General features: G+C 62.9%; 25 protein-coding genes. 10 read left to right on the forward strand and 15 right to left on the reverse strand.

Features of this window, described 5'->3' with window-relative positions; translation table 11 throughout:
- Positions 1-81 precede the first annotated feature (81 nt).
- Positions 82-522: a hypothetical protein gene (locus CQ13_RS20265; RefSeq protein WP_063800113.1), complete on the forward strand. Its 441-nt coding sequence runs from the start codon at positions 82-84 to the stop codon at positions 520-522.
- Positions 523-666: 144 nt separating this feature from the next.
- Here the strand turns inward: CQ13_RS20265 and yddG are convergent, their stop codons facing one another.
- From yddG to CQ13_RS20280, 3 genes are all read right to left on the reverse strand, one after another.
- Positions 667-1,539, reverse strand: coding sequence for an aromatic amino acid exporter YddG (gene yddG / locus CQ13_RS20270; protein WP_057844612.1), 873 nt, complete (start codon positions 1,537-1,539; stop codon positions 667-669).
- Between the two features lie 167 nt (positions 1,540-1,706).
- Entirely contained in the window at positions 1,707-2,432 is a 726-nt protein-coding gene (phbB, locus tag CQ13_RS20275) for an acetoacetyl-CoA reductase (protein WP_057844613.1), read from the reverse strand.
- Between the two features lie 207 nt (positions 2,433-2,639).
- Positions 2,640-3,818: an acetyl-CoA C-acetyltransferase gene (locus CQ13_RS20280; RefSeq protein ID WP_057844614.1), complete on the reverse strand. Its 1,179-nt coding sequence runs from the start codon at positions 3,816-3,818 to the stop codon at positions 2,640-2,642.
- A 317-nt stretch (positions 3,819-4,135) separates the two neighbouring features.
- Here CQ13_RS20280 and phaR point away from each other — a divergent pair, with 317 nt between their 5' ends.
- Complete coding sequence (gene phaR, locus CQ13_RS20285; protein WP_057844853.1) at positions 4,136-4,735, forward strand: polyhydroxyalkanoate synthesis repressor PhaR; 600 nt, start codon at positions 4,136-4,138, stop codon at positions 4,733-4,735.
- A gap of 77 nt (positions 4,736-4,812) precedes the next feature.
- Here phaR and CQ13_RS20290 read toward each other — a convergent pair whose 3' ends face one another.
- Entirely contained in the window at positions 4,813-6,504 is a 1,692-nt protein-coding gene (locus tag CQ13_RS20290; protein ID WP_156433778.1) for a putative bifunctional diguanylate cyclase/phosphodiesterase, read from the reverse strand.
- Positions 6,505-6,725: 221 nt separating this feature from the next.
- Here CQ13_RS20290 and CQ13_RS20295 point away from each other — a divergent pair, with 221 nt between their 5' ends.
- The gene (locus CQ13_RS20295) at positions 6,726-7,013 is read left to right on the forward strand and encodes a hypothetical protein (RefSeq protein ID WP_057844616.1); all 288 of its coding nucleotides are present in this window, start codon (positions 6,726-6,728) and stop codon (positions 7,011-7,013) included.
- Position 7,014: 1 nt separating this feature from the next.
- Here CQ13_RS20295 and CQ13_RS20300 read toward each other — a convergent pair whose 3' ends face one another.
- The 3 genes from CQ13_RS20300 to mtgA all read right to left on the reverse strand — a co-directional run bounded on the left by CQ13_RS20300 (position 7,015) and on the right by mtgA (position 8,884).
- On the reverse strand, positions 7,015-7,734 hold the full coding sequence (locus CQ13_RS20300; RefSeq protein WP_057844617.1) for a hypothetical protein: 720 nt from the start codon (positions 7,732-7,734) through the stop codon (positions 7,015-7,017).
- Positions 7,735-7,869: 135 nt separating this feature from the next.
- Positions 7,870-8,052 (reverse strand): 50S ribosomal protein L32, encoded by a 183-nt coding sequence (rpmF, locus tag CQ13_RS20305; protein ID WP_028347701.1) that lies wholly within the window; start codon positions 8,050-8,052, stop codon positions 7,870-7,872.
- Between the two features lie 154 nt (positions 8,053-8,206).
- Positions 8,207-8,884, reverse strand: coding sequence for a monofunctional biosynthetic peptidoglycan transglycosylase (gene mtgA / locus CQ13_RS20310; protein ID WP_057844854.1), 678 nt, complete (start codon positions 8,882-8,884; stop codon positions 8,207-8,209).
- 177 nt (positions 8,885-9,061) lie between these two features.
- Between mtgA and CQ13_RS20315 the strand changes: the two genes are divergently transcribed.
- Both CQ13_RS20315 and CQ13_RS20320 read left to right on the forward strand, forming a co-directional pair.
- Positions 9,062-9,982, forward strand: a complete 921-nt coding sequence (locus CQ13_RS20315) for a polyprenyl synthetase family protein (RefSeq protein ID WP_057844618.1) — start codon at positions 9,062-9,064, stop codon at positions 9,980-9,982.
- A gap of 20 nt (positions 9,983-10,002) precedes the next feature.
- Positions 10,003-10,683, forward strand: coding sequence for a DUF1345 domain-containing protein (locus CQ13_RS20320; protein ID WP_057844619.1), 681 nt, complete (start codon positions 10,003-10,005; stop codon positions 10,681-10,683).
- Between the two features lie 59 nt (positions 10,684-10,742).
- Here the strand turns inward: CQ13_RS20320 and CQ13_RS20325 are convergent, their stop codons facing one another.
- Complete coding sequence (locus CQ13_RS20325; RefSeq protein ID WP_082637566.1) at positions 10,743-12,512, reverse strand: caspase family protein; 1,770 nt, start codon at positions 12,510-12,512, stop codon at positions 10,743-10,745.
- 217 nt (positions 12,513-12,729) lie between these two features.
- Positions 12,730-13,158 carry a GFA family protein gene (locus tag CQ13_RS20330; protein WP_057844620.1) on the reverse strand — a complete coding sequence of 143 codons (429 nt, stop codon included), beginning with the start codon at positions 13,156-13,158 and terminating at the stop codon, positions 12,730-12,732.
- A gap of 101 nt (positions 13,159-13,259) precedes the next feature.
- Between CQ13_RS20330 and CQ13_RS20335 the strand changes: the two genes are divergently transcribed.
- Entirely contained in the window at positions 13,260-13,634 is a 375-nt protein-coding gene (locus CQ13_RS20335) for a nuclear transport factor 2 family protein (RefSeq protein WP_057844621.1), read from the forward strand.
- A 62-nt stretch (positions 13,635-13,696) separates the two neighbouring features.
- On the opposite strand, the gene CQ13_RS20340 is transcribed toward CQ13_RS20335, so the two are convergent.
- The 3 genes from CQ13_RS20340 to ispG form a co-directional block, all read right to left on the reverse strand.
- Positions 13,697-15,037 carry a Rieske 2Fe-2S domain-containing protein gene (locus tag CQ13_RS20340; protein ID WP_057844622.1) on the reverse strand — a complete coding sequence of 447 codons (1,341 nt, stop codon included), beginning with the start codon at positions 15,035-15,037 and terminating at the stop codon, positions 13,697-13,699.
- Between the two features lie 71 nt (positions 15,038-15,108).
- Positions 15,109-16,002, reverse strand: coding sequence for a TauD/TfdA dioxygenase family protein (locus tag CQ13_RS20345; RefSeq protein ID WP_057844623.1), 894 nt, complete (start codon positions 16,000-16,002; stop codon positions 15,109-15,111).
- A gap of 298 nt (positions 16,003-16,300) precedes the next feature.
- Positions 16,301-17,584, reverse strand: a complete 1,284-nt coding sequence (ispG, locus tag CQ13_RS20350; protein ID WP_057844624.1) for a flavodoxin-dependent (E)-4-hydroxy-3-methylbut-2-enyl-diphosphate synthase — start codon at positions 17,582-17,584, stop codon at positions 16,301-16,303.
- A gap of 268 nt (positions 17,585-17,852) precedes the next feature.
- Between ispG and CQ13_RS20355 the strand changes: the two genes are divergently transcribed.
- Entirely contained in the window at positions 17,853-18,728 is an 876-nt protein-coding gene (locus CQ13_RS20355; protein ID WP_057844625.1) for a sulfurtransferase, read from the forward strand.
- Between the two features lie 87 nt (positions 18,729-18,815).
- Here CQ13_RS20355 and CQ13_RS20360 read toward each other — a convergent pair whose 3' ends face one another.
- Together CQ13_RS20360 and CQ13_RS20365 are read right to left on the reverse strand one after the other, a co-directional pair.
- Positions 18,816-19,754 carry a DMT family transporter gene (locus CQ13_RS20360; protein ID WP_057844626.1) on the reverse strand — a complete coding sequence of 313 codons (939 nt, stop codon included), beginning with the start codon at positions 19,752-19,754 and terminating at the stop codon, positions 18,816-18,818.
- A gap of 34 nt (positions 19,755-19,788) precedes the next feature.
- Entirely contained in the window at positions 19,789-20,274 is a 486-nt protein-coding gene (locus CQ13_RS20365; protein ID WP_057844627.1) for a Fur family transcriptional regulator, read from the reverse strand.
- Positions 20,275-20,426: 152 nt separating this feature from the next.
- On the opposite strand from CQ13_RS20365, the gene CQ13_RS20370 reads away from it, so the two are divergent.
- Genes CQ13_RS20370 through CQ13_RS20380 form a run of 3 tightly spaced genes read left to right on the forward strand, consistent with a single transcriptional unit; the run spans position 20,427 to position 23,632 of the window.
- On the forward strand, positions 20,427-20,906 hold the full coding sequence (locus tag CQ13_RS20370) for a MarR family winged helix-turn-helix transcriptional regulator (RefSeq protein WP_156433779.1): 480 nt from the start codon (positions 20,427-20,429) through the stop codon (positions 20,904-20,906).
- The gene (locus CQ13_RS20375) at positions 20,899-22,068 is read left to right on the forward strand and encodes an HlyD family secretion protein (RefSeq protein WP_057844629.1); all 1,170 of its coding nucleotides are present in this window, start codon (positions 20,899-20,901) and stop codon (positions 22,066-22,068) included. The genes CQ13_RS20370 and CQ13_RS20375 overlap by 8 nt, the downstream gene beginning before the upstream one ends.
- Before the next feature lie 4 nt (positions 22,069-22,072).
- Positions 22,073-23,632, forward strand: coding sequence for an MDR family MFS transporter (locus CQ13_RS20380; RefSeq protein ID WP_057844630.1), 1,560 nt, complete (start codon positions 22,073-22,075; stop codon positions 23,630-23,632).
- Positions 23,633-23,653: 21 nt separating this feature from the next.
- Here the strand turns inward: CQ13_RS20380 and CQ13_RS20385 are convergent, their stop codons facing one another.
- Complete coding sequence (locus tag CQ13_RS20385; protein ID WP_057844631.1) at positions 23,654-24,133, reverse strand: SRPBCC domain-containing protein; 480 nt, start codon at positions 24,131-24,133, stop codon at positions 23,654-23,656.
- Positions 24,134-24,139 lie beyond the last annotated feature (6 nt).

Raw genomic sequence — 24,139 nt, forward strand, 5'->3', positions numbered from 1 at the left:
GAGCCGCGGCCCAATCCGGTATCTCGGCACGCCAGAGAACGGGCGCGCGCCGTCCTCGGTTGCACGACGGAAGCCGCTTCGATGATCATTCGATTCCTGGCGATTATTCTCACCGGCCTTGCCGTCATCGCTCCGGCCGCGCATCTGTTCGAACTGCGCCACAAGATGCAGATGTCGGAGCAGGACTACTTCGTGGTCCAGCGCATCTATGTCGGCTGGTGGGTGGTCGGCCTGTTCTTGCCGGCGTCGTTGATCGCCAATCTGGCTCTCGCGGTCCAAGTCAGAGCTGACAAACTGGCGCTTTGGCTTGCAGGCGCCGCAATTGCTCTCATCATTGTCAATCTGGCAATTTTCCTGACCTGGACCAACCCGGTCAACGTCGCCACCGACAACTGGACTGTGCGCCCTGAGGACTGGCAAACCTCGCGCCGGCACTGGGAGTATTCCCACGCCGTTAATGCGGGCGTGACGTTGCTGGCGTTTTGTGCCGCAACACTTGCTTCCTTGCGCATGAAAGCGTGACAGGCTAACGCACGCACTGAGCCCTTGCTTCCGCCACATCATATTCTTCGCCGCGATCAGTCTTCGTAGGATGGGTGGAGCGAAGCGATACCCATCAACCATAGCATGCCGAAGCATGATGGGTTTCGCTTCGCTCTACCCATCCTACAATCTTTTTCTCAGCACCATGTCCTTCGCCGCGATCAGGCCGCCGCCGGCGATCAGGATCGCGGCAATGGCGATCGTGGCAGTCGGCTGCGCGAAGCCGGCGAGGATCAGAAACAAGGTCGATAGGAGGGGCGTCGCGTAGGACGCCGCTCCTAGCACGCGGATATCGCCGCGTTTCATGCCGATGTCCCAGACGAAGAACGCCGCGCCGACAGGGCCGACGCCGAGCGCGATGACGGCAAGCCATTGCCCGATCGTCTCCGGCCACGCCGTCTTCTCCACCATGGCATGCACAAGCGCGGCCAACAGTGCGGTGGCAAGGCAGAAGCCGGCCACCGCATCGGTCGGCACCGCCTTGAGCTTGCGCGACATCACCGAATAGGCGGCCCACACAAAGGCGGCGACGAAGGCCGCAGCCAGCCCTGGGATCTGGCCTGCCGCAAAGCTGCCGGTATTGCCGGCAAACAGCAGCACCGTGCCGGCAAGCCCGAGCAACGCACCGATGATGTGATGTGGCGCCAGCCGTTCGCCCGGCAACAGCGACGAGAACAGCACGATCAGGAGCGGCCAGAGATAATTCAGCAAGCCGGCTTCGGCCGGCGGCGCAAACCGCAACGCGAGGAAATACAGCGCGTGATAGCCGAACAATCCGCCGACGCCGACGACCCAGGCGACCAGCGGCTGCTTCAAGGCGCCGAAAGCGGAGGGCCTGAACAGGAAACTTGCGAAAGCGACCAGGGCGCCGATCGCAAACGTCATGGCGGCGAGCTGGAACGCCGGAATTTTTCCGGTCGCAACGGTCAACACCGACAGCAGCGACCACATCAGGATCGCAGTCAGTCCGATCAGTGTGGCGCTACGGGCGGTCATTTATGCAGGTACTTTCCGTCATGGCCGGGCTTGTCCCGGCCATCCATTCTTCGTCGTCGGACGGCTTTAAAGACGTGGATGCCCGGGACATCTAGCGCGAAGACGCGCTTCGCGCTTTTGCCCGGGCATAAAGACGTTCTAACTACGACACGATCGTGACGCTCAGGTCACACCAAGTACTGGCCGCCGTTGATCGTCATGGTCGACCCGGTGATGCCGCTGGCCTCGTCGGCAGCCAGGAAAACCACTGCGCGGGCAATCTCTTCGGGCTCGCCGAGACGATTGATCGGGATCAGCGGCAGAATGCTCTTCTCAAGCACGTCCTTCGGCACCGCCTGCACCATCTCGGTGTTGATGTAGCCGGGGCAGATCGCGTTCACGGTCACGCCGGCCTTGGCATTCTCCAGCGCCAGCGCCTTGGTAAAGCCGATGTCGCCGGCCTTGGCGGCGGAATAGTTGACCTGGCCGAACTGTCCCTTCTGGCCGTTGATCGAGGAGATGTTGATGATGCGGCCGAATTTGCGGGCGCGCATGCCCTCGATCACCGGGCGCGTCATGTTGAACAGCGAGCCGAGATTGGTGTTGATCACCGCGTTCCATTGCTCGAGCGTCATCTTGTGGAAGGCGCCGTCCTTGGTGATGCCGGCATTGTTGACCAGTACGTCGATCGGCCCGAGGTCCGCCTCGACCTTCTTGATGCCGTCGGCGCAGGCGTCGAACGAAGAGACGTCCCATTTGTAGACGGGGATGCCGGTCTCGGATTTGAACTTCTCGGCGGCAGCGTCGTTGCCGGCGTAGCTCGCCGCAACCTTGTAGCCCGCGGCTTTCAGCGCCTTGCTGATCGCAGCGCCAATGCCCCGCGTACCTCCCGTAACCAATGCAACACGTGCCATGTCGTAGTCCTCCTTGGTAATTTCTTGGTACGCCGGAATTGTCCCGGTCTTTTGACGAGTTTCAATTTTCCGTTTTGCAGGCGCTCTTGGAAACGCCTGCACAAGATGAAAATGCCCGGCGCGAGACCGGGCATTTCATCTTTACCAATTCGAGCCGTGGTTGCGAGATGATCTTTTCATCATTCAACCGACCAGTCTGCCTTTAGTTCAGTCGCGTGCGACGCACATCGCAATGCCCATGCCGCCGCCGATGCACAGCGTGGCGAGGCCCTTCTTGGCATCGCGCTTCTGCATCTCGTGCAAGAGCGTCACTAGCACGCGCGCGCCCGACGCTCCGATCGGGTGACCGATCGCGATCGCGCCGCCATTGACGTTCACCTTGCTGGTGTCCCAGCCGAGATCCTTGTTCACCGCACAGGCCTGCGCCGCGAACGCCTCGTTGGCCTCGATCAGGTCGAGGTCGCCGACGTTCCAGCCGGCCTTCTTCAGCGCAGTGCGCGACGCGGGGATCGGGCCGGTGCCCATGATCTTGGGATCGACGCCGGCCTGGCCCCAGGAGACGATGCGGGCGATCGGCTTCTTGCCCTGTCTGGCCGCTTCCTTGGCGGTCATCAGCACCACGGCGGCCGCGCCGTCATTGATGCCCGACGCGCTGCCGGCGGTCACGGTGCCGTCCTTCTCGAAGGCGGGCTTCAGCTTGGCCATCGACTCCAGCGTCGCGCCGTGACGGGGATATTCGTCGGTATCGACCACCACATCGCCCTTGCGGGTCTTGATGGTGACGGCGGTGATCTCGTCCTTGAACTTGCCGGCCTTCTGCGCGGCTTCGGCCTTCTGCTGCGAGCTGACGGCGAACTCGTCCTGCTGGGCGCGGGTGATCTGCCACTGCTTGGCGACGTTCTCGGCAGTGTTACCCATGTGATAGCCGTTGAAGGCGTCCCACAGGCCGTCCTTGATCATGGTGTCGACCAGCTCCAGGCCGCCCATCTTCACGCCGCCACGCAGATATTGCGCATGCGGGGCCATGCTCATCGATTCCTGGCCGCCCGCGACCACGATCGAGGAATCGCCGTTCAGCAGCGCCTGATAGCCGAGCGCGACCGAGCGCAGGCCCGAGCCGCAGAGCTGGTTGACGCCCCAGGCCGGGCTCTCCACCGGAATGCCCGCGTTGATCGAGGCCTGACGGGCCGGGTTCTGGCCCTGCGCCGCGGTCAGGATCTGGCCCATGATGACTTCGGAGACCTGGCCCGGCTCGACACCCGCCCGCTCCAGCGCGGCCTTGATGGCGATGGCGCCGAGGTCATGGGCCGGGGTGGTGGCGAACGCGCCGTTGAAGCTGCCGACCGGAGTGCGGGCGGCGCTGACGATGACGACATCGTCTGACATGGACATCTCCTTATGGGGTTTCTTGGGCTTGAGGTTGTTGGACGGCGGGCGGCCGGGGTGGCGTGCCTGTCTCTCACCTTATGTTGTTAACCTCATTGACCCATGTCAATCGGCCGGTGCCCAAAATCCTGCCGCGGCGCATTCAAATTGCTCCCCAAGGGGTTTCCATAGCAGCGTCCATGCCTTGGAATTAACCGTGCCGCACAAAACGGTAGCCGAACCGCATTGAAAATGCTTACTTTGCTGCGTTTGCGTTGCTCGTCTGCCCGTCGGCGAAGCCGCCGGGTTCCCTGCTCTCGGTGTCGATGTGTGAGCTTATGGCAAAGTCAGACCAACCTACGACGATCAAGAAATACGCCAACCGGCGGCTCTATAATACCGGCACCAGCACCTATGTGACGCTCGAAGATCTCGCAGCGATGGTGAAGGAAGGCGAGGATTTTCTCGTCTACGACGCCAAGACCGGCGACGACATTACCCGCCAGGTGCTGGCGCAGATCATCTTCGAACAGGAAAACAAGGCGGGACAAAATCTGTTGCCCACCACTTTCCTGCGGCAGTTGATCCGCTTCTACGGCGACAGCATGCAATTGGTGGTGCCGAAATATCTGGAGCAGTCGATCGATACGCTGACGCGCGAGCAGGAAAAATTCCGCAAGCAACTCACCAATACCTTCAGCGGCACACCATTCGCGCCGCTCGAGGAACATGTCCGCCGCAACATGGAATTGTTTCAGCAGACGTTCTCGATGTTCAAGCCGTTCGTGCCGCCGCGCGCCGGATCGACTTCGCCCGAGCCGGAGAAGGTGCCGGAGCCCGCGCCCGACGGAGACAATATCGACGATCTTCGCCGCCAGATGAAGGAAATGCAGGAACGCCTCGAGCGCATGTCGAAAGAGCCGAAGAAGGAAGAGTAGTTCTTTCTCTTCGTTCCTAAGCCTCCGCTGTCATCCCTGCTTTCGCATGCGTTCGCAGGGACGACGCGCGGAGAGAGCTAACCCGCTGCTGGCAGCACCGCGTCCGTTGCCGCCATCCACGGCCGCTGCGGCGATGCCAGTCCGATCAGGCGGCCCTGGATGTAGTCGCAACCCCATTCGCGCAGCATCACGGCGGTTTCCTCGTCCTGCACCCATTCGGCTACCGTCTTGATCTGCAGGCGGTTGGCAAGATCGATCAGCGTGTGCACGAAGGCGCGATCGTCGGCGGAGCGGGCGATGTTCTGCACGAAGGCGCCGTCGATCTTCACGATATCGACGCCGAGCTTGCGCAGGTTGCGGAACGAGGTGTAGCCGGCGCCGAAATCATCGATCGCGATCTGGCTGCCGAAGCTTTTCAGTCGTGTGATGAAGCCCCTGATATCGTCGATGTCCTGGATCGCAACCGTTTCGGTGATCTCGACGATCAGCCGCTCGCCGGCGCCGGGATGCGCCTGCATCAGCGATTCGATTCCGGTCCACCAGTCCGGGTCCATGGTGGTATCGGGCGAGATGTTGAGGCTGAGCCGCACGTTCGGCGACGCCGCGAGTTCGGCGACCGCGAGTTCGAGCACGCGATGATCGACCAGCCGGATCAGGCCCAATCGTTCGGCGACAGGAACGATATCGGGCGCCAGCAGCGCCTGGCCGTCCGCCTGCTCCATTCGCACCAGGCACTCGTAGAACGCCGGCTGCCGCGAGCGCGCTTCGACCACGGGCTCAAAGGCGGTGACGATCCGCCGCTCGTTCAATGCAGTGACGATCTCGTCGGTGACGCGGATGTTGACGCGGCGCTGGGCGTCGCGCTCGACGTTCGGCTTCCACAGCGCGAACGATCCGGCGCGGCGGCGCTTGGCGCCATCGAGCGTTTCCTGGGCGCGGTTGACGGCCTCATCGGCATTGCGGGCGTAACGGGGGATGCTGATCGCTCCGATGGAGGCAGTCACCGAAACGGGACCGGATTTGGTCGGGATTACCTCGTCGCGGATCCCTGCCAGGAAACGCTCGGCCGCGATATTGGCGTCTTCGATGGTGCAGTTCCTCAAGATCAGCCCGAACTTGTTGCCGGAGAAGCGCCCGAGCACGTCGCCGCCGCGCAGCTTGGCACGGATGCGCTTTCCGACTTCGGCAATCACGGCGTCCGCGACATCGAAGCCAAAAGCATCGTTGACGCGCGCCAAATGATCGATGCCGATCAGCATGAAGGCGCAGGTCGATCGGAGACGCATGGCTTCCTCGATCGCTTCCGCCAGCGAGGCGATGAGATGCGTGCGATTGAGTTCACCGGTCAGCGGATCGTGCATCGAGAGCTTCAGCAATTGCTCGTCGCGGGCACGGCGCTCATTGTTGATGCGGACAATGCCTTGCGCGCGCACTGGCTTGCCGTCGGACCCTGCGAACCAGCAACCGGTTTCCTCGATCCAGAGTACCGGCGCGGAGCTTGAGGCTCGCACGCCATATTCGATCCGGTAGGCGACGCCTTCGCCGCCCCGCGGCGGTGGCGCTCGAGTGAGGGCGTCCGTCCGGATCGAACCGGAGGGCTCGATCAACCGGGCGAATCCGGCGCCACTCGCCAGCGCTTCCGCCGGAATGTCGGTGAAAACCGCGCCGGCATTGTCGCTCCAGGCGATGGTGTCCGCTATCAGGTCCCAAACGAAAGCCGCCTGGCCTAGTGAGGCAAGAATGCTGGAGGCTTCCGGGACAGGGGGCATCAGATCGCCTCGATTCGGGACACCACCGGGTGATTCCCTTGGGCCTTAAGGATAGACGAGAGGCTAGGCAAAGTTGATAAATAATCCGGAAACCATGTTTCTCGGACTTTCCGGGTTGGCCGGGAACGAAGCGGAAGGGAGCGGCATAGGCCTTGCGAGGTCAGATCGCAGTGGGGCGTTTCGTCCCGAAACGTGACAGTTTTAGCCGGTTGCGGTGCGCAATGCTGGATATCGATCGATCAGACGAAATTTTGGACGGCGAGTTCGTCAACCTCGACGAGCCGGCCTGCGTCGCGTTGGTGCCGGTCGCGCAGTCCGTACACTGGTCACAGCGAGCAGCGATGCCGCGGCCCGATCCGACCTTCCTCGCGCAGTTGATTGCGGCCGCCGATCAGACACCGCAAACCCGCGGCCTGAGGCGGGCCTCGCTGGCGGATGCGCAGACGGCCTATGGCGCCAGCCAGATCCGGTGCTGCAACACCGGCTTCCGGACACGGCAAACCATCTAGATCAACGCTGGGACGTATCAGGCTTATCCGGCGGCGGAGAGCCTGGGCCCGGCTGCAGTCCCGGCGAGGGAATTTCGGGCGAAGCGGCCTCTTGTGCAGGCCCTTCCGGCGACGCCGCTGCGGACGAGGCCGCCTCAGGCGCTGTCGCGGGCTGCACCGGTTTCGGTTCGGGGCGATCTTTCAATACCGATTCGGCAACAGAAGCCGCCGGCGGCGCCGATGACGCAGCAGGCGAAGATGCCGGTGCCGGTGCCGTTATGGGCTCGGCTCGAGGCTCGGCTGCCGGCCGCGCCTCGGCTTTTTCGGCGTCTTTTGCTGGAGGCGCAGGCGCAGGCGCCGCTGCTGCGACGACGGCACGGCGTCGTGTCCGCAATGCGAGGCCGGAGACGAAATCCACCAGCGACAGTGTCGTCATCAGGAAATAGGTCGAGGTGCCGAACTTCGGCCACAGCAGGAATTCAGCCGCCGCCGCTCCGAACACGATCAGCGACAGCAGATGGTCGGTGAGATATTTCGCGCCGGGCCGCGCGCCTTTGATGACCTCGGCGAGCAGCAGCAAGATGCTGAGCGTGAGCAGCACGTCGCTCAGCGTCACGGTCCATTCCGCACCCGACATCAAGGTCAGCTTCACCAGCGGCTCGGTGAACGATACCTCCGGCATCAGGAAGACGATGATGTTGTAGATCGCGAGCGGAATCAGAAGCAGCGGAAAACCGACCATGGGTATCGCGCCTTACTAGGAAAACCGGAAATGTCCCCGGTCAAAGCATCGCTTCGCCCTGTGGAACCGTTGGCCCACTCGTTGGCCAAATTCGGGCAGGCGCCACTGGGAGCGGCGCCCTATCCCCTTATCCGGTCAGGATTCCTTCTTCTTCAGCACCTGCCGGCCCTTGTACATGCCGGTCTTCAGGTCGAGATGGTGCGGACGGCGCAGCTCGCCCGAATCCTTGTCCTCGGCATAGGTCGGCTTCTTCAGCGCATCCGCCGAGCGGCGCATGCCACGCCGTGAGGGCGATGTTTTTCTTCTGGGAACGGCCATAACAGTCCTCTAGGGGTGTTGTCGGAGGCATCCGTCCGAAACCAGACCGCCCAGCGCTTCGCGCACGGGCTGCGATGCCGATAAGGCCGCGCTTATAGAGGATGGGCCGGCGTAAAGCTAGGGCAGGTTGCGGTAAAAGCGGCCGAAAATTGGCTCAAAAAGCGCGATTCTCGCTCCAGCAGCGCTGTAGCGCCGCGGCATTGGCCCGCGCCATGTAGGTGGCGGCCAGCCGGCGCACCCCGGGGCCAGGATTGCGGGCGCTGCGCCTGACAGGGTTGGGCAGGATCGCCGCCAGCAAGGCGGCCTCGCGCGGCGACAGGGTCGCGGCCGACCGGCCAAAGGCGTAGAGGGAACCGGCCTCCGCCCCGAACTGCCCGGACGGGCCGAGTTCAGCGATGTTGAGATAGATTTCCAGGATCCGTTGCTTGGGCAGCACCAGATCGATCCACATCGCGAGCGGTAGTTCCAGCACCTTGCGGACCACGCTGCGGCCCGGCCACAGGAACAGGTTTTTCGCCACCTGCTGGGTAATTGTCGACCCGCCGCGGGTGGGCTCGCCGTCCTCGGCGTCGTCGATTGCGTCCTGCAGCGCACCCCAATCGACCCCGCGATGGCTGCAGAATCTGGCGTCTTCGGAGCCGACCACCGAGCGCGGCAGGTAGGGCGAAATCGCTTTGAAATCGATCCATTGCCGCGACACCGGCGCGCCCTTGAGCCAGCGCCAGGCCATCAGGGCCGAGACCGGATGCCCGGTGCGGTAGAACGGCGTCACCAGATAGGGCAGCAACAGCACCGCCAGCAGGATCAGCACTAAAATTCGGACAATGCGCAAATTGGATGCTTCCGGTTCAGCCCCGGGCCCTCCGGGACCGCTGAACAGGCCCCACCCACGTGACATCTCCATGATATTTCGAGCGTTTTCCAGCGCTTTTGTGACCTGCGTCATGGAATTGACGAAGCCTCTGCCATCAACGATTGTCCGGGCCAAATTGATCTGGAGCTATTCTTAATGACGACCGCCACTGCCGATTTCGCCAAACGACTGGACCAGACCGCGGAGGACACCGAAGCACTGCTGGCGAAGCTATTGTCCGATACCCTGCTGCCCGACGAGATCGCGCGGCCGAAGCGGCTGATGGACGCGATGCGCTATTCCAGCCTTGGCGGCGGAAAGCGGCTGCGGCCCTTTCTGGTGGTTGAAAGCTCGGCGGTGTTCGGCGTCCCGCGCGAGGCCGCGCTGCTGGTCGGCGCGGCGCTGGAATGCATCCATTGCTATTCCCTGATCCATGACGATTTGCCGGCGATGGACAACAGCGATTTGCGCCGCGGCCGGCCCACGCTGCACAAGAAGACCGACGACGCCACCGCGATCCTCGCCGGCGACGGGCTATTGACGTTGGCGTTCGACATCGTCACCCGCGACGAGATCCACAAGGACGCCAATGTGCGCCTGCTATTGACGCGGGCGCTGGCGCGCGCTTCCGGCATCGGCGGCATGGTCGGCGGCCAGATCCTCGACCTCGCCGGCGAAGGCCGCTTCGGCGACCGCGAGCCGGTCGACGTGGCGCGGCTGCAGCAGATGAAGACCGGCGCGCTGTTGCGCTATGGCTGCATCGCCGGCGCGATCCTCGGCCGGTCCACGCCGAAGGAATACCAGGCGCTCGACGATTACGGCCGCGCGCTCGGCGAGGCGTTCCAGATCGCCGACGACCTGCTCGACGTCGAGGGCGACGCCGCAGCGCTCGGCAAGCAGACCGGCCAGGATGCGGCGCTGGGCAAGACGACCTTCGTTACCCAGCTCGGCATCGACGGCGCCAAGCAGCGCGTGCGCGATCTCCTGGCGCGCGCCGATTCCGCGCTGTCGATCTTCGGCGCGAAGGGCAACATATTGCGGGCAGCCGCGCGATTTGTCGCGGAGCGCAGGAACTAGCGCGTATCGAAGGCCAGCGGATGGACAAGGAATTCGAGAAACACCTTGTTCGCTTCCAGAACCTGCCGATGCCGGTCCGCGTCGTCTACGGAAGGCCGCGGACCTTTATCGCGCTCGCGGTTGGCGTGGCCGTATTCTTCCTTGCGCCCGACACGCTTCGGCTGGCGACACGTCTCATCATCGGCTGGGATGTCTTCGCCGCGCTGTACCTCGTACTCGCTTACATTATGATGCTGCGCTGCAACGTCGGCCATATTAGGCGCAGCGCGGTGTTGCAGGATGACGGGCGTTTCCTGATCCTGTTAGTGACCGCGTTCGGCGCCCTCGCAAGCCTTGGCGCGATCGTGTTCGAGCTCGGCGCCTCGAAAGGCAATCCGGCCGGGCTCATCCTGGCGACGGCGACGATCGCATTGTCATGGGCGCTTGTGCATACCGCCTTTGCACTGCACTACGCCCATGATTTCTATCGCGGCAAAAAGCCCGGCGGCCTGCAGTTTCCAAGCGGCGACGCACACAAGGATGCGGATTACTGGGATTTCGTCTACTTTTCGTTCGTGATCGGCATGACCGCGCAGGTTTCTGACGTCGGCATTACCGACAGGATTATCCGCCGCACCGCGACCGTGCACGGCATCATTTCGTTCGTGTTCAACACCGCGCTGCTGGCCTTGATGGTGAATATCGCGGCGAGCGTGATCTGAAAAGCAATTGGCCCCGCTGTCGCGGCGCCAATGTGGACTTGATCTGATGCTGGCCGCCGTTACGGGCACACCCCCGACATGATGGCCTGGTAGCTATTGCAGCCCTGCTGGCGTTCGAGGCCGGTGAGCGGGCGCCCACTGGCCCCGATGCTCGGATCCCGTCCCTGATAACGCCCGGCGGTGGCCTGCCTGGCCCGCGGCGCCTGATACGGCCTGGCTTCCAGCGCCTGCCGCGGTTCGGGCTTCCCGCGCTTGGCGACCGGCTTCCTGGCGCTACGCTTCTCGCATTCGTTGTCGTCGTTGAGGTACGAGCCCTCCGCGCAGGTGATCTTGGTGCAGCGCTCGCCCTCGGCCTTGAAGCCGTGCTCGCAGACCAGCGGGCACACGCGCGCCGATTTCAGCTTGATCGTATCGAGCGTATCGACGCTGGCGACCTTGGTGTCGAGCTTGGTTCCGGCGTAGCGGTTGAACAGGGTCAGCGACCGCTGCGAGGCGCGATTCCAGTTGCCATCGGCGTTGCCGGTCAGGCAGCCGACGCGTTGCAGTTCGGCCTGTACCGACTTGGTGACGTCGGCCTGCGGCGGCCCTGACGTGAGGGCAGCAACGTTCACGGTCTTGTCCTTGTCAGCGGATGCCGGGGCGGACGCCTTGTCGGCGGCAGCGCTTTCGGCGGCGACGCGCTTCTGCTCGGCCGCGGCCGCCTGCTCCTGCGCCACCTGCTTGGCCTTTTCAGCCGCGACGCGCGCCTGCTCGGCGGCTTTGGCTTCCGCTTCGGCCTTTGCCTGCTGCGACTTCTGGGCGCCCTCGGCGGCGAGCCGCGCCCGCTCCTGCTCGGCCAGCCGCGCCTTCTCGGTCGCGGCGACCCGCGCCTCCTCGGCGGCGATCTTGTCGAGCTGAAGTTTTGCGAGGCTCGAATAGAAGCCGTCGGGATATTGCGCGAGGAAGGCGTTGAGCGCGCTCTTGTTGCCGATCTGCAGCGCGAGTTCGTAATCGCGGCGAGCTTCGGCCTGCGCGCTCAGAGCTGGCGCAGCGGCCGCCGGCGCCGCGCGCGGTGCCGGCACCAGCGGCACGTCTTCACCGCCGAGCGAACCATACACAAAGGGTTCCTGCCGATTATTGGTGGTCTTGAGCACCTCGTCGCGGACAAAGCCGAACGCGCGGCGGACGTCGAGCCCGGGCTTGGTCAAATGATTCGACAGCGCCGCCGTGAACGGGCTGTTCTGGCCATCACCATCGGCCGCCGTCGAACCGGCCTTGGCCGAATAGGCGATCAGGACGTTGGGGCTGGTCGGCTCGACCTTGGCCAGGCCTTGCCCGATCGCGCGCGACGCGACGGTGCGCTTCATGGTGCGGGCAAACGGATTGTCGCGGCAGGCGTCGAGAATCACGAGCCGCAGCTTCTTGGCGGGCTCGATTGCGATCAGGATGCGATCGAGCGAAAGGCCCTCGTCATAAATGTCGGTATCGCGTTCCAGCCGCGCATCGACGGGAATCAGGTAATTCGCGCCGTCAACTTCGATCCCGTGGCCGGCGTAATAGACCACGGCGATATCGGCATCGCGCGCACGATCGGCGAAGTCGCGCAGCGCGCGACGGGTTTCGGCCGCCGGCAAGTCACGGCGGGAATCGACGACGTCAAAACCGGCGTTCTTCAGCGTGGCCGCCATTTTGGAACTGTCGTTGACCGGGTTGCTGAGCGGTGCGACATTCTGGTAGGCGGAATTGCCGAGGATCAGCGCGACGCGCTTCTCGGCAAAGGCCGGCTCGCTCACCAGCAGGAAGGCGGCGGCTGCAAGTGCCCATCGGCACAATTTTAGCGATCCAGACATCATCATGACTCCTCCGGAGCCTTGTACCTTTTTACCACACCGGTCTGCCTATCAGAAGGATCAGGCCGGCTTTGTGAGTTAGGTCACGAACCACGCAGACGTGAATCGCACCCTCTCCATCCTTAGTCTGGCCAGTGTCCCGCTGGTTCGGCCATCGCCAATCACCTTTTCCGCCGGATCCGGCCGGGTATGGCGGCGAACGTGTCCGCCCGCGCGATCACCGCGGCACGACATGTTCCTGAAATTGCGGCAGGTCATCCGTGATCAAAAACCAGGGCGCCTTGAAGCCGACGAAGATGTGGGCCGTTGGACGGATCGAGGGATCGTCAATCAGCGTGCCCATGGCAACATGGACGAAGGCGCCGTCGCGCACCACGGAATAGAGCAACGAACCGCATTCGGGGCAATGCGCGTTGTGGTTCGCCGCATCGCCATAGATCATGATGTTGTCTTTGCCTTTGGTGACATCAAACTTGTCCCGTGCGATGCCGGCAAACGGCTTGAATGCCGAACCGGTGGTGCGCCGGCAATCCGAGCAGTGGCAATTCAAGGCATATTCGAATTCGTCCGCCACCGCATAGCGCGTCGCGCGACAGAAGCATTCTCCGGCAAGAATGCGAGCATTCGATTTTGCTGAACCCGCCACCCGCAATCCCTCGCACCTGTGATGAACTCACCATAGCGCAATGCGCCGGTTCGTGGCTTAATTCAACTCGAACAAATTTCCAATGCCGGGGAGGAATAGCTGTGAGTCATGACCGATCGACCGTCGAAGCCGTGGTGCAGAACTATTTCGATGGCCTTTATGAGGGCGATGCCGACAAGCTGGGCGCGATCTTCGACCCCTCCGCCGATTTGCGCTGGCTGGAGAAAGGCGAGTTGCAGGTGCTGAGCGTTCCGGACTGGCTCGATCGCGTGCGAAAGCGGCCGTCGGCGAAGGCTGAAGGAAAGCCGCGCGAGGATTTCATCGTCACGATAGACCGCTCGGACGAATCCACCGCCTTCATCAAGGTGCGCTGCCAGTTGCCGCCGCGCTATTTCACCGATTATCTGGTGGCAATGAAACTGCGCGACGGCTGGAAGATCGTCTCGAAATCCTACCGCTACGATCTGCGCGAGTAATATTTACTCAAGCCCGCACGCCCGTGAACATCGACAGCAATGACGATGGATCGAGCCTGCCCCTACTCCGCCGCCGCGTTCCTGCCGGGACCGCCAACATAGCCGGCCGCATCGCCGAACCGCTCGATCATGACAGCGGCGAGGTCCTTGGCTTTGCTGGTGACGCAAGCGCCCGATCGCACGGCGTAGCGGTCCTGATGCTTCAGATGCGGCGGAGCCTCGCCCTTCTGCAGCGCGCGGGCGGCGTCCATCACGAGCTTGCGAAAATGCATGATGCCGAGATCGGTCGGGCCGAGATGTTCGCGCGTGCGGTCGGCGATCGGGCCCTGGCTGTCCTGCACGGCGGCGTCCTGCTCGGACACGCCCTTGATGCCGGTGTAGCTTTGGGTCTTCTGCAGCTTGCGATCGATCAGGTAATCGTTCGACTTGTTGCGCAGCGGCACATAATTTTCATCGACTTCCGAAATGACGCCGTTGCCGCGATCGTAGGCCTCACGCTCGGCGTCCGTAATCGGCCGTTCCGGATTCCAGGCATAAGTATAGATCCAGCAATTGGTATCGGTGACCGGCACAAAGCTCTGACCAAAAATGTTCTCGCCCGGCATCGCGCTCGGCGCATAGGCATGCACCGGCATCAGGAACTGGGCGATGCGCCAGTAGATGTTATCGCTGCCGGTGAGACGCCCGCCGGCGATCGTGAGCCCGGCGTCATGCGGGTTGATCTTGATGACGGGGCGCGGATCTTCCGCAATCCAGCGCATGTGATCGGTGGCCACGCGCACAAGCGGATTCACAAAGTGCTTCTTGATATCGAGGATCTCATTCTCTTCCTTTTCGAAGGAGAGATGCGCGAAGGTAAAATGCGCGGTGTCGATCGAGCCTTCCAGTGCCTGCACCCAGTTGCAGTCCTGCCATTTCTTCGAAACGTAGCGATGCGAGGGCGGCACCAGCGCCATTTCCAGATCGGGCAGCTCGGGCACCTGATCGGCGGGACCCATATAGGCCCAGATCATCTCGCCCCACTCGCGCACCGGATAGGACTTGATGCGGATCAGGTTCTTGGCATTGAGATCGGGATAGGAGGTCGGCATGTCGACGCAAGCGCCCGAGGTATCGAACTTCCAGCCGTGATAGACGCAGCGAATGCCGCACTCCTCGTTGCGGCCAAGCCAGAGATTGGCGCCGCGATGCGGGCAATATTGATCGATGACGCCGACGATGCCGCGCGTATCGCGGAAGGCGAGCAGTTCCTCGCCCATGACGACGATCTTCTTCGGCGGACCGTCGGCCTCAGGCAACTCCTCCGACAGCAGCACCGGAATCCAGAAGCGGCGTAGCAATTCGCCCATGCCGGTGCCTGCGCCGCTCTCGGTGAGGAATTTGTTGTCTTCGGCGCGGAGCATGGGGCGTCCTCCGGATTTGTTATTGCTTTTGGCCAAGCTTGGCGCAGGGGGCGCGATAGGTCAACGCGTCTCTAAACCGGCCGCTCGCCCTTCACCGTCACCCGCGTGCCTGACCGCGTATGCGGCCAGTAGTCCCACATCGCTCGGTGCTGGGCGCAGCGGTTGTCCCAGAACGCGATGGCGTTTTCCGTCCAGCGGAAGCGGCATTGGAACAGCGGGTTCTCCGCGTGCTGGTAGAGATAGGCGAGCATCGCATCACTCTCGTCGCGCGGGACTCCCATGATATAACGGGTGAAGCCGCGATTGACGTAGAGCGCCTTCTTGCCGGTGACGGGATGCGTGCGCACCACGGGGTGTTCCGCACGCGGATATTCCGGGCGATCGGCGACGCCATAGTTGGCGTAGAGCCCGCGATAGGTCTGCTCGCCGTCGTGCAATGCGGTTAGCCCGTCGAGATAGGTCTTCATCCGGTCCGACAGCGCCTCATAGGCGGCGTACATGTTGGCAAACAGCGTATCGCCGCCGCGCGGCGGGCATTGCTTGATGTAGAGGATCGATCCCATCGGCGGCTCGACGTCGCAGGACACATCGGTGTGCCAGCCCTCGCCATTGGCGCGCGGCGAATCCTTATCGGCATAGATCTTCATCAGCGCCGGGTCACCCTCGTTGGGCGCAGCCGGATGCACATGCAGTTCACCGAACTTGCGCCCGAAAGCGAGATGTTGCTGCGGGGTGATATGCTGGTCGCGAAAGAAGATGACGAGGTTTTCGGCAAGCGCGCGATGGATTTCGTCCATCTGCCGGTTGGAGCGCGCGTCGTCCGAGACGAGCTTGCCGATATCGACGCCGGAAATTTCCGCGCCGATGATGGGCGTCAGCTTCTCGACCGCAATGGTCTTGTAAGGTTCAGCTTCGTCGGCGACGTGCCGGTAGCGCGGTCCCTGCTTGCCGGACAGCGATGACATGGGCGTTCTCCGATGGCTTGTAGTTTTCAGCCATCGTAGCCCGCATGCGGCAACGCGCAATGCAGGTGGACGTATAGTCTGCTATGCAGGCACACGAGCTGGCGGAGACACAAACCAATGGACCAGGATGATCAGTCAAACGACCCTTCGATCCGTGCAACACCAAGCCGACGCGGACGTCATCCGCTGTTCAGCGCGTTGGAGGGTCTTACGTCCGTTCCGCCCGCGGTTGATTTGACCGCGCCGGCAGATCCCGAGTGGTGCAAGGTCTACGAGCAGCCCGATCGAAATTGACCGATCACTCCGCCGCGGTCACCGGCGTCTTGCTGCCCTTGCCATAGCGCTGGTCGATATAGTCGATCACCAGCGCCTTGAAATCGGCGGCAATGGTCGGACCGCGCAGGGTGCGGAACTTCTTGCCGTCGACGAACACGGGCGCGGCCGGCGCTTCGCCGGTGCCGGGCAGGGAGATGCCGATATTGGCGTGCTTGGATTCGCCCGGGCCGTTGACAATGCAGCCCATCACCGCGACGTTAAGCTGCTCGACGCCGGGATATTGCGTTTTCCAGGCCGGCATTTCCTCGCGGATGAAATCCTGGATCGAGCGCGCCAGTTCCTGGAATGTGGTCGAGGTGGTGCGGCCGCAGCCCGGGCATGCCGCGACCAGCGGCACAAAGGTGCGGAAACCCATGGTCTGCAGCAATTCCTGCGCGACCTGAACTTCCAGCGTGCGGTCGCCGCCGGGCTCGGGCGTGAGCGAAATGCGGATGGTGTCGCCGATGCCGTCCTGCAGCAGGATGCCGAGCGCGGCGGATGAAGCCACGATGCCCTTCGATCCCATGCCGGCCTCGGTCAGGCCGAGGTGGATGGCGTAATCCGAGCGGCGCGCCAGCTCCTGATAGACCGCAATCAGATCCTGCACGGCGGAAACCTTTGCCGACAAAATCATTCGGTTCTTGGCCATGCCGAGCTCTTGGGCGCGGGCGGCCGACAGCAAGGCCGACTGCACCATGGCCTCGCGCGTCACCGCGCGCGCATCGCGCGGGTTGGCCGAGGCCGTATTCTCGTCCATCAGCTTGGTCAGCAGCTCCTGATCCAGCGAGCCCCAATTGGCGCCGATACGCACCGGCTTGTTGTTCTTGTTGGCGATCTCGATGATATCGGCGAACTGCGTGTCGCGCTTGTTCTTGAAGCCGACATTGCCGGGATTGATGCGATACTTGTCCAGCGCCTCGGCACAGGCCGGATATTCGGCGAGCAGCTTGTGGCCGATATAATGAAAGTCACCGATCAGGGGCGTGGTGATGCCGCGCTTGCGCAGCCCATCGCGGATGTGCGGAACGGCGGCAGCAGCTTCCTCGCGGTCGACCGTGATGCGCACCATCTCCGATCCGGCGCGCGACAGTGCCGCGACCTGCGCGATTGTGCCTTCGACATCGGCAGTATCGGTATTGGTCATCGACTGCACGACGATCGGCGCCCCTCCACCGACGGCAACATTGCCGACCATGACCTGGGTGGTTTTGTGCCGGGCCTTCGGGCCGGCGACGTCGTCTTGCGGGATTATTTCGGGCTTGTTCATGGGGCCTCGAATATCAGGTTTTGGTGACATGTACCAAGGGGGCGGCGAAGGCAGTGTGCGCCCTGTCACATAGCGGATTTTTATCTTGTGTGTTCAACAGCTTAGGCCAGTCGCAGCGGCCGAAAGCAGGGCAAAAGACCTCAGTCTTCGTTAACCGCTATATTGGACAGGAATCGCCGAATTGAAAGGGCGAGCATGCGTTGGGCCGCCTTTTCATAGGCCGATGCGAGCCCTAGCATTGCCGAAACATAAATAATGGGAGGCGGGCATGCCGGCGCGAAACGAGCTGATCACGACCGCGGAACTCACTGACATTCTCAGCCAACCCGATCTGCGCCTGTTCGATTGCACCACCTACCTCGAACCCGCCCCTGAAGGCTCCAGTCTGCCCTATCTCACCGTGCCCGGCCGGCACAGCTTCGAAGCCGGCCATATTCCGGGCGCAGATTTTCTCGACCTGCAGGGCGAGTTCTCCGATCCCGATACCGAACTTCGCTTCATGATGCCTGATGTGGCGCGGCTCGAACTGGCGTTCGGTGATCACGGCGTGTCCATTAGCAGCCGCGTGGTGCTGTACAGCATCGGCACGCCGATGTGGGCGACTCGGTTCTGGTGGATGCTCAAATCGCTCGGATTCGAGAAGGTCGCGTTGCTCGATGGCGGCCTCGACAAATGGAAGTTCGAAGGACGCCCGCTCGAAACCGGGCCGGCGAAAGGATACGAGCCGGCAACATTCACGGCCAATCCGAGGCCAGGTTTCTTCGTCGACAAGCACGAAACGCTTGCCGCCACGTCCGAGCGAGGCACCGTCATCGTCAACGCGCTCGGCCCGCAATTTCACAAGGGCCTCGAGCCCAGCCGCTATGGCCGGCCCGGCCGCGTTCCCGGCAGTTGCAACGTCTCGGCGGCCACACTGCTCGACCCCAAGACCAAGGCCTTCGTCCCGCTTGGCGAGGCGGAAGCAAAATTCAAGGCGCAGGGCATCACCAAGGATAAGCGCGTCGTCGCCTATTGCGGCGGCGGCATCTCGGCGACGGTTGACCTATTCCTGCTGCACCGTCTCGGCTACGACAATCTCGCCCTTTATGATGGGTCGATGGGCGAATGGGCCAAGGATGCGTCTTTGCCGATCGAGACGGGGTAGACCCTCTGCCCGTCATTGCGAGAATGAGGAGATATGGATTGCTTCGCCGCTATCGCTCCTCGCAATGATGGGAAGATAGCGAAACCATCACGCCGGCACGTTCGGATCCGGCACCACCTTCGGGTCGGGCTTGTTGACGAGATAGAGCCCGGCGATGACAAGCAGCGCTGCAATACCGAAGGCAAGGGTCAGCGTATCGTGCAGGATGAAATAGGCGGCTACGACGCCGAACAATGGCGTGACGAAGGTGAACGACGACAGTTTGCTCGGTGAATAGGTCTTCACCAGCGCGAACCACAGCACAAAGGTGCAGCCCACCACCCAGATCGCCTGATAAGCCAACAGCGAGATCGACAGCGCGCTCGGCATGTGGGTGATCTTCTCGCCGAACAGCAGGGATGCACAGCCCAGGATCGGAATCGACACGGCCACCTGATAGCCGAGCGCCTTTTCTGGCGCCGCGTTACGAAGTTTCGTGCCCTTGGCGATCAGCGTGGTCGCGCCCCACAGCGCGCCGCCGCCGACCACCAGCAGGTCGCCCAGCAACACTTTCGCGTCGACATTTGCCTGCGGCACGCCGATTGCCAGCGCCACACCGGCGAAGCTGAGGCCCAGTCCGCCCCATTGCATCATGCTCAGGCGCTCGCCGAGAAACTGGTAGGAGCCGAGCGCGACGAAGAACGGTGCGGTGTAGAGGAACACGGCGGCGCGCGACGCCGATGTGAACACCAGCCCGCTAAAGATCAGCACGAATTCGATACCGAACAACGTGCCCGCCAACAGGCCGGGACCGAGCGAGCCATCGCGCTCGAAGAATTTCACGCCGCGCAGCCAACCGGCCAGCAGCATTACCGGCAACGCGCCGGCCGAGCGGATCAAGGCCTGCAGCATTGGCGGCACATCGGGCAGCGTTAGCTTGACCGCAATCTGGTTGAAGCCCCAGCTCAGGCACAGCATCAGCATCAAGGCGATGGCGCCCGGGGTGAGCGCACGCCCGGCGGAAGGTTCTACTGGCTTGGACGACATCTATCCTCGTGGCCGGCTTGGCGCCGTGTTCTCGTTATTTCTGGCAATGCGCGCAGATGCCGGCGATCTCGACGACGGAGAGTTTTGGCGCGAATCCGGAGGCGCGCGCCGCCGCATTGAGGCTTTGCGCCACGGGGGCTGCGGGGATTTCGCCGACGGAACCGCAGAGCTCGCAGATCAAGAACGCCACCATCGAGGTCTCGTCATGGTCATGTGCGCAGGCAAGGAACGCATTGCGGCTCTCGATGCGGTGGACGAGGCCGTTTTCCATCAGGAAATCGAGCGCGCGGTAGACCGTGATCGGCGCCGGCCGCGGCATCGATTTGGCGAGCTCGTCGATCACCTCATAGGCGCCGAGCGGGCGGTGGCTCGACAGTAGCGCCTGCAGCACCTGACGCCGGATCGGGGTAAATTTCTGCGCCCGCCGCGCGCAAACCTGTTCGGCATGCGCGATCGCGTCCGCAGTGCAGCGGCCGTGATCATGATCGGGCGCAGGAAATGTCGGCTTTGTCAGGCTCATCAGGCCTTTGTACCAGTTTGAGGGCCAATCCTAAAGCCCGCGTGCGCATTGATTCGCAGCCATGTGCAGGAAGCGGATCAGGCCATTATTAACTGGGCGTGCAGAATTCATAAGCAAGCTTATTGTATTGCAGGCTTATGGAGGTTTTGGGCATGCGCAGTCCCGTGGACATGAACTTCCTGTTTACGCTTGGCGAGGTGCAACGGATGGTGCGCGCCTATGCCGACCGGCAGGCGGCGCGCTATGGCATCACCCGTGCGCAATGGGCGGTGCTGGCCAAGGTCGAGCGCGCCGAGGGCCTCAAGCAGTCGGAACTTGCCGAACAGATGGAGATGCAGCCGATCACGCTGACGCGACTGATCGACAAGCTCTGCGACAATGGCTGGATCGAACGCCGCGGCGACGAGAATGACCGCCGCGTCAACCGCCTCTATCTGCGCAAGGCCGCGCGGCCGCTGCTCGGCAAGCTCGCCGGGCTTCGCTCCGAACTGACGGCGACCGCGCTCGACGGCATCAATCCCGCCGATGCCCACCGCCTGCTCGACCAACTCGATCTGATCAAGGAAAACGTTCGCAACGCGATCCAGAATCCGGCCGGCGAACCTCCCAGAAAGGAGCAGCGCTATGGCTGATCCCATCCTCAAATTCCCGCCGGAGCAGAAGGGCGCCCCCGCGCCGCCGTCACGGCCGAAACTCGCGGCCGAGCCGCGCCGCCGGCTGATGGCCGGCATGCGTCGCTACCGGCGCTTTCTGCTGTTGGTGGTGTTTCCGTTGGCTGCGCTGGTCGCCGGCGTAACGTTCTATCTCAACGGCGGCCGATACGTGACCACCGACGACGCCTATGTCGGCGCGCAGAAGGTTCTGATCACGCCCGACATCTCCGGCAAGATCGAGAAAGTCGTGGTGAAGGAGGGCCAGCAGGTCAATCCAGGCGACGTGCTGTTCGAAATCGATCCGGTGCCGTTCCGCCTCGCCGTGGCGCAGGCCAAGGCCAATCTCGCGCAAACCAAGGTCACCTACGACAATCTGATCGCCGACCTTAAGATATATGGCCAGATGAGCGAACTCTCGCAGCAGGGCATGAACCTGAAGCGGCGAGACGTGGAGCGCAAGTCGGCGCTGGTGAAGAACAATTTCGGCTCGCAGCTCGATCTCGATAACGCGTCGACCGCCCTCGTCACCGCGAGCGCGCAGTATCAGTTGCTGCTGCAGAAGATCGCGACCGCAAAGGCCCAACTGCTCGGCAATTCCGATCTGCCGCTCGAGGAATTCCCGCCCTACGCCCAGGCCAAGGCAGCGCTCGACCAGGCCCAACGCAATCTCGACCACACCGTGATGCGCGCGCCGATGGCCGGCATCGCCACGCAGGTCGAGCAGATCCAGCTCGGCCGCTTCGTCACGGCTGGTACGCCGGTGTTCAGTATCATCGACACCTCGAACCCGTGGGTCGACGCCAACCCGAAGGAATCCGATTTTACCTATGTTGCGGTCGGCCAGTCCGTCACGCTCGAAGTCGATGCCTTCCCCAACCACCCGTTCAAGGGCACGGTCGGCTCGCTCTCGCCCGGCACCGGCGCGCAGTTTGCGATCCTGCCGCCGCAGAACGCGTCGGGCAATTTCGTCAAGGTGGTGCAGCGCGTGCCGGTGCGGATCTATTTCGACAGGAACGACAAATTCGTCCGCAAGCTGAAGGCCGGCATGAGCGTCTACGCCACCATCGACACCAACCATCGGCGCTCGCTCTCAGCCCTGCTCGGCCTGTCGCCGGCGACGGCGAACCAGGACCACGATTAGCACCATGGCGACGCCGGGCCAGCCATCGGCATCCGTTCCCGGCCTGCGCCGGAACATGGTGACGATCTGCGCCATGACGGCGACCATCATGCAGGCGCTGGACACGACGATCGCCAACGTCGCGCTGCCCTACATGCAGGGCAGTTTGTCCGCGTCGCAGGACCAGATCAACTGGGTGCTGACCTCCTATATCGTCGCCGCCGCAATCATGACCGCGCCGGTCGGGTGGATCGCCAACCGCTTCGGCAGCAAGCGCGTCTTCATCATCTGCTCGGCCGGCTTCACGATCGCCTCGGTGTTATGCGGATTGGCGCAGGACATCGGCCAGATGGTGGTGTTTCGCCTGCTGCAAGGCGTGTTCGGCGCGGCGCTGGTGCCGCTGTCGCAGGCCGTGATGCTCGATTCCTACGCGCTGCACGAGCGCGCGAAGGCGATGGCGATCTGGGGCATGGGGGTGATGATGGGGCCGATCATGGGCCCGTCGCTCGGCGCCTGGCTGACGGAAACCTATTCCTGGCACTGGGTGTTCTTCGTCAACCTGCCGTTCGGCATTATTACCGTGCTTGGCCTCGTCATCTTCATGGACGAGACCAAGAAAGACCTCGAGCTGCGGTTCGACTGGTTCGGCTTCACCGCGCTCGCAATCGCGATCGGTTCGCTGCAGCTCGCGCTCGACCGCGGCGAGCAGCTCGGCTGGCTGGAATCCAACGAGATCATTGCAGAGTTCGTCATATCAGCGGTCGGCTTCTATTATTTCCTGGCGCATTCGCTAACCACGTCGCATCCGTTCATCCAGTTCGCGCTGTTCAAGGACAAGAATTTCGTCGGCGGCTGCGTATTCATGGCCGTGATGGGGCTGGTGCTGTTCTCGACCATGGCGCTGTCATCACCGTTCCTGCAGAACGTGATCGGCTATCCGATCATTACCGCGGGCCTTCTGCTGGCAAGCCGCGGCTGCGGCACGTTCGTGGCGATGATGCTGGTCGGCCGCATGATGCGCCATATCGAGGCGCGGACGCTGATCGTCTCGGGGCTCGGCATCACCTGCCTGTCGCTGTTCTACATGACCGGCTGGACCGACCAGACCGGCGTGACCGAGATCGTGATCATCAGCGTGGTCCAGGGCTTTGGCTTCGGCCTGGTATTCGTGCCGCTCTCCACGGTGGCGTTCCTGACGCTACCCAATCATCTGCGCACCGACGGCACCGCGATGCTGACCTTGATGCGCAATGTCGCCAGCTCGATCGGGATCTCGCTCGTGATCTCGCAACTGACGCAAGGTACGCGCTACACCTACGCGGTCCTGTCGGAGCATATCAACCCCTTCAATCACGCCCTGCAGATGCCCGCGGTGAGCGGCATGATCGATCTCGCCACCGACAGGGGCCGCGCCATGGCGGATATGATGGTCAAGATACAGGCGCAGATCATCGCGTTCTCGTATGACTACCAGCTCGTGATGATCTTCACCGCCTGCGCCATCCCTCTCGCCATCATGATCGGCTCGACCAAGGCGACGCTGCGCGCGCAGTCGACCGCGCCGGATCACGCGGTGATCGAGTAGGGCTGCCATTCGGAGCCCGCGTTACGGCCGCTCCGACACTGACAGCGCGTCGAGCCGGGCGTAGCTCGCTTCCATTCCCTGCTCCATGCCGGTCGCCAGCATCGTGGTCCGCGTCGCAGCATCTGGCAGCGTCATTCGCATGGTCATCAGGGTGCCGGCTCCGTCCGGCGCGAAGTTGGTTTCGACATGATTATCCGGTGTCGGGTCCGGCAGATGCATCCGTTCGACATGTACGAGGCGGCTGAACGGTACCACCTCGATAAATTCACCGGTCAGGTGGAAACCACCGCCCTTGCCGTCGCTCCATTCGTACCGGATCTTGCCGCCCCGGCGTGCCTCGTTGACGCAGACCGGCATCGTCCAGCCTTCCGGACCAAGCAGCCACTTCTGGATCAGCGCCGGCTCGGTGTGCGCGCGAAACACCGCCTCCGGCGTGGCGGCAAACCGCCTGGTAACCACGACGTGGGTGTCGCCTTCGGTCTTCAGCGTCAACTTGCTCATGGGATT

Source organism: Bradyrhizobium retamae, assembly GCF_001440415.1.
Lineage (GTDB): Bacteria > Pseudomonadota > Alphaproteobacteria > Rhizobiales > Xanthobacteraceae > Bradyrhizobium > Bradyrhizobium retamae.

What these genes read in the sequence shown, in the direction of transcription:
- CQ13_RS20380 (WP_057844630.1), top strand. Translation starts at nt 22,073, where the DNA reads ATGGCGACGCCGGGCCAGCCATCGGCATCCGTTCCCGGCCTGCGCCGG.
- CQ13_RS20315 (WP_057844618.1), top strand. Translation starts at nt 9,062, where the DNA reads ATGACGACCGCCACTGCCGATTTCGCCAAACGACTGGACCAGACCGCG.
- CQ13_RS20320 (WP_057844619.1), top strand. Translation starts at nt 10,003, where the DNA reads ATGGACAAGGAATTCGAGAAACACCTTGTTCGCTTCCAGAACCTGCCG.
- CQ13_RS20370 (WP_156433779.1), top strand. Translation starts at nt 20,427, where the DNA reads ATGCGCAGTCCCGTGGACATGAACTTCCTGTTTACGCTTGGCGAGGTG.
- yddG (WP_057844612.1), bottom strand. Translation starts at nt 1,539, where the DNA reads ATGACCGCCCGTAGCGCCACACTGATCGGACTGACTGCGATCCTGATG.
- CQ13_RS20340 (WP_057844622.1), bottom strand. Translation starts at nt 15,037, where the DNA reads ATGCTCCGCGCCGAAGACAACAAATTCCTCACCGAGAGCGGCGCAGGC.
- CQ13_RS20345 (WP_057844623.1), bottom strand. Translation starts at nt 16,002, where the DNA reads ATGTCATCGCTGTCCGGCAAGCAGGGACCGCGCTACCGGCACGTCGCC.
- CQ13_RS20365 (WP_057844627.1), bottom strand. Translation starts at nt 20,274, where the DNA reads ATGAGCCTGACAAAGCCGACATTTCCTGCGCCCGATCATGATCACGGC.
- CQ13_RS20295 (WP_057844616.1), top strand. Translation starts at nt 6,726, where the DNA reads ATGCTGGATATCGATCGATCAGACGAAATTTTGGACGGCGAGTTCGTC.
- CQ13_RS20375 (WP_057844629.1), top strand. Translation starts at nt 20,899, where the DNA reads ATGGCTGATCCCATCCTCAAATTCCCGCCGGAGCAGAAGGGCGCCCCC.
- rpmF (WP_028347701.1), bottom strand. Translation starts at nt 8,052, where the DNA reads ATGGCCGTTCCCAGAAGAAAAACATCGCCCTCACGGCGTGGCATGCGC.
- CQ13_RS20280 (WP_057844614.1), bottom strand. Translation starts at nt 3,818, where the DNA reads ATGTCAGACGATGTCGTCATCGTCAGCGCCGCCCGCACTCCGGTCGGC.
- CQ13_RS20290 (WP_156433778.1), bottom strand. Translation starts at nt 6,504, where the DNA reads ATGCCCCCTGTCCCGGAAGCCTCCAGCATTCTTGCCTCACTAGGCCAG.
- CQ13_RS20325 (WP_082637566.1), bottom strand. Translation starts at nt 12,512, where the DNA reads ATGTCTGGATCGCTAAAATTGTGCCGATGGGCACTTGCAGCCGCCGCC.
- CQ13_RS20265 (WP_063800113.1), top strand. Translation starts at nt 82, where the DNA reads ATGATCATTCGATTCCTGGCGATTATTCTCACCGGCCTTGCCGTCATC.
- CQ13_RS20300 (WP_057844617.1), bottom strand. Translation starts at nt 7,734, where the DNA reads ATGGTCGGTTTTCCGCTGCTTCTGATTCCGCTCGCGATCTACAACATC.
- ispG (WP_057844624.1), bottom strand. Translation starts at nt 17,584, where the DNA reads ATGAACAAGCCCGAAATAATCCCGCAAGACGACGTCGCCGGCCCGAAG.
- phaR (WP_057844853.1), top strand. Translation starts at nt 4,136, where the DNA reads ATGGCAAAGTCAGACCAACCTACGACGATCAAGAAATACGCCAACCGG.
- CQ13_RS20360 (WP_057844626.1), bottom strand. Translation starts at nt 19,754, where the DNA reads ATGTCGTCCAAGCCAGTAGAACCTTCCGCCGGGCGTGCGCTCACCCCG.
- CQ13_RS20385 (WP_057844631.1), bottom strand. Translation starts at nt 24,133, where the DNA reads ATGAGCAAGTTGACGCTGAAGACCGAAGGCGACACCCACGTCGTGGTT.
- CQ13_RS20355 (WP_057844625.1), top strand. Translation starts at nt 17,853, where the DNA reads ATGCCGGCGCGAAACGAGCTGATCACGACCGCGGAACTCACTGACATT.
- phbB (WP_057844613.1), bottom strand. Translation starts at nt 2,432, where the DNA reads ATGGCACGTGTTGCATTGGTTACGGGAGGTACGCGGGGCATTGGCGCT.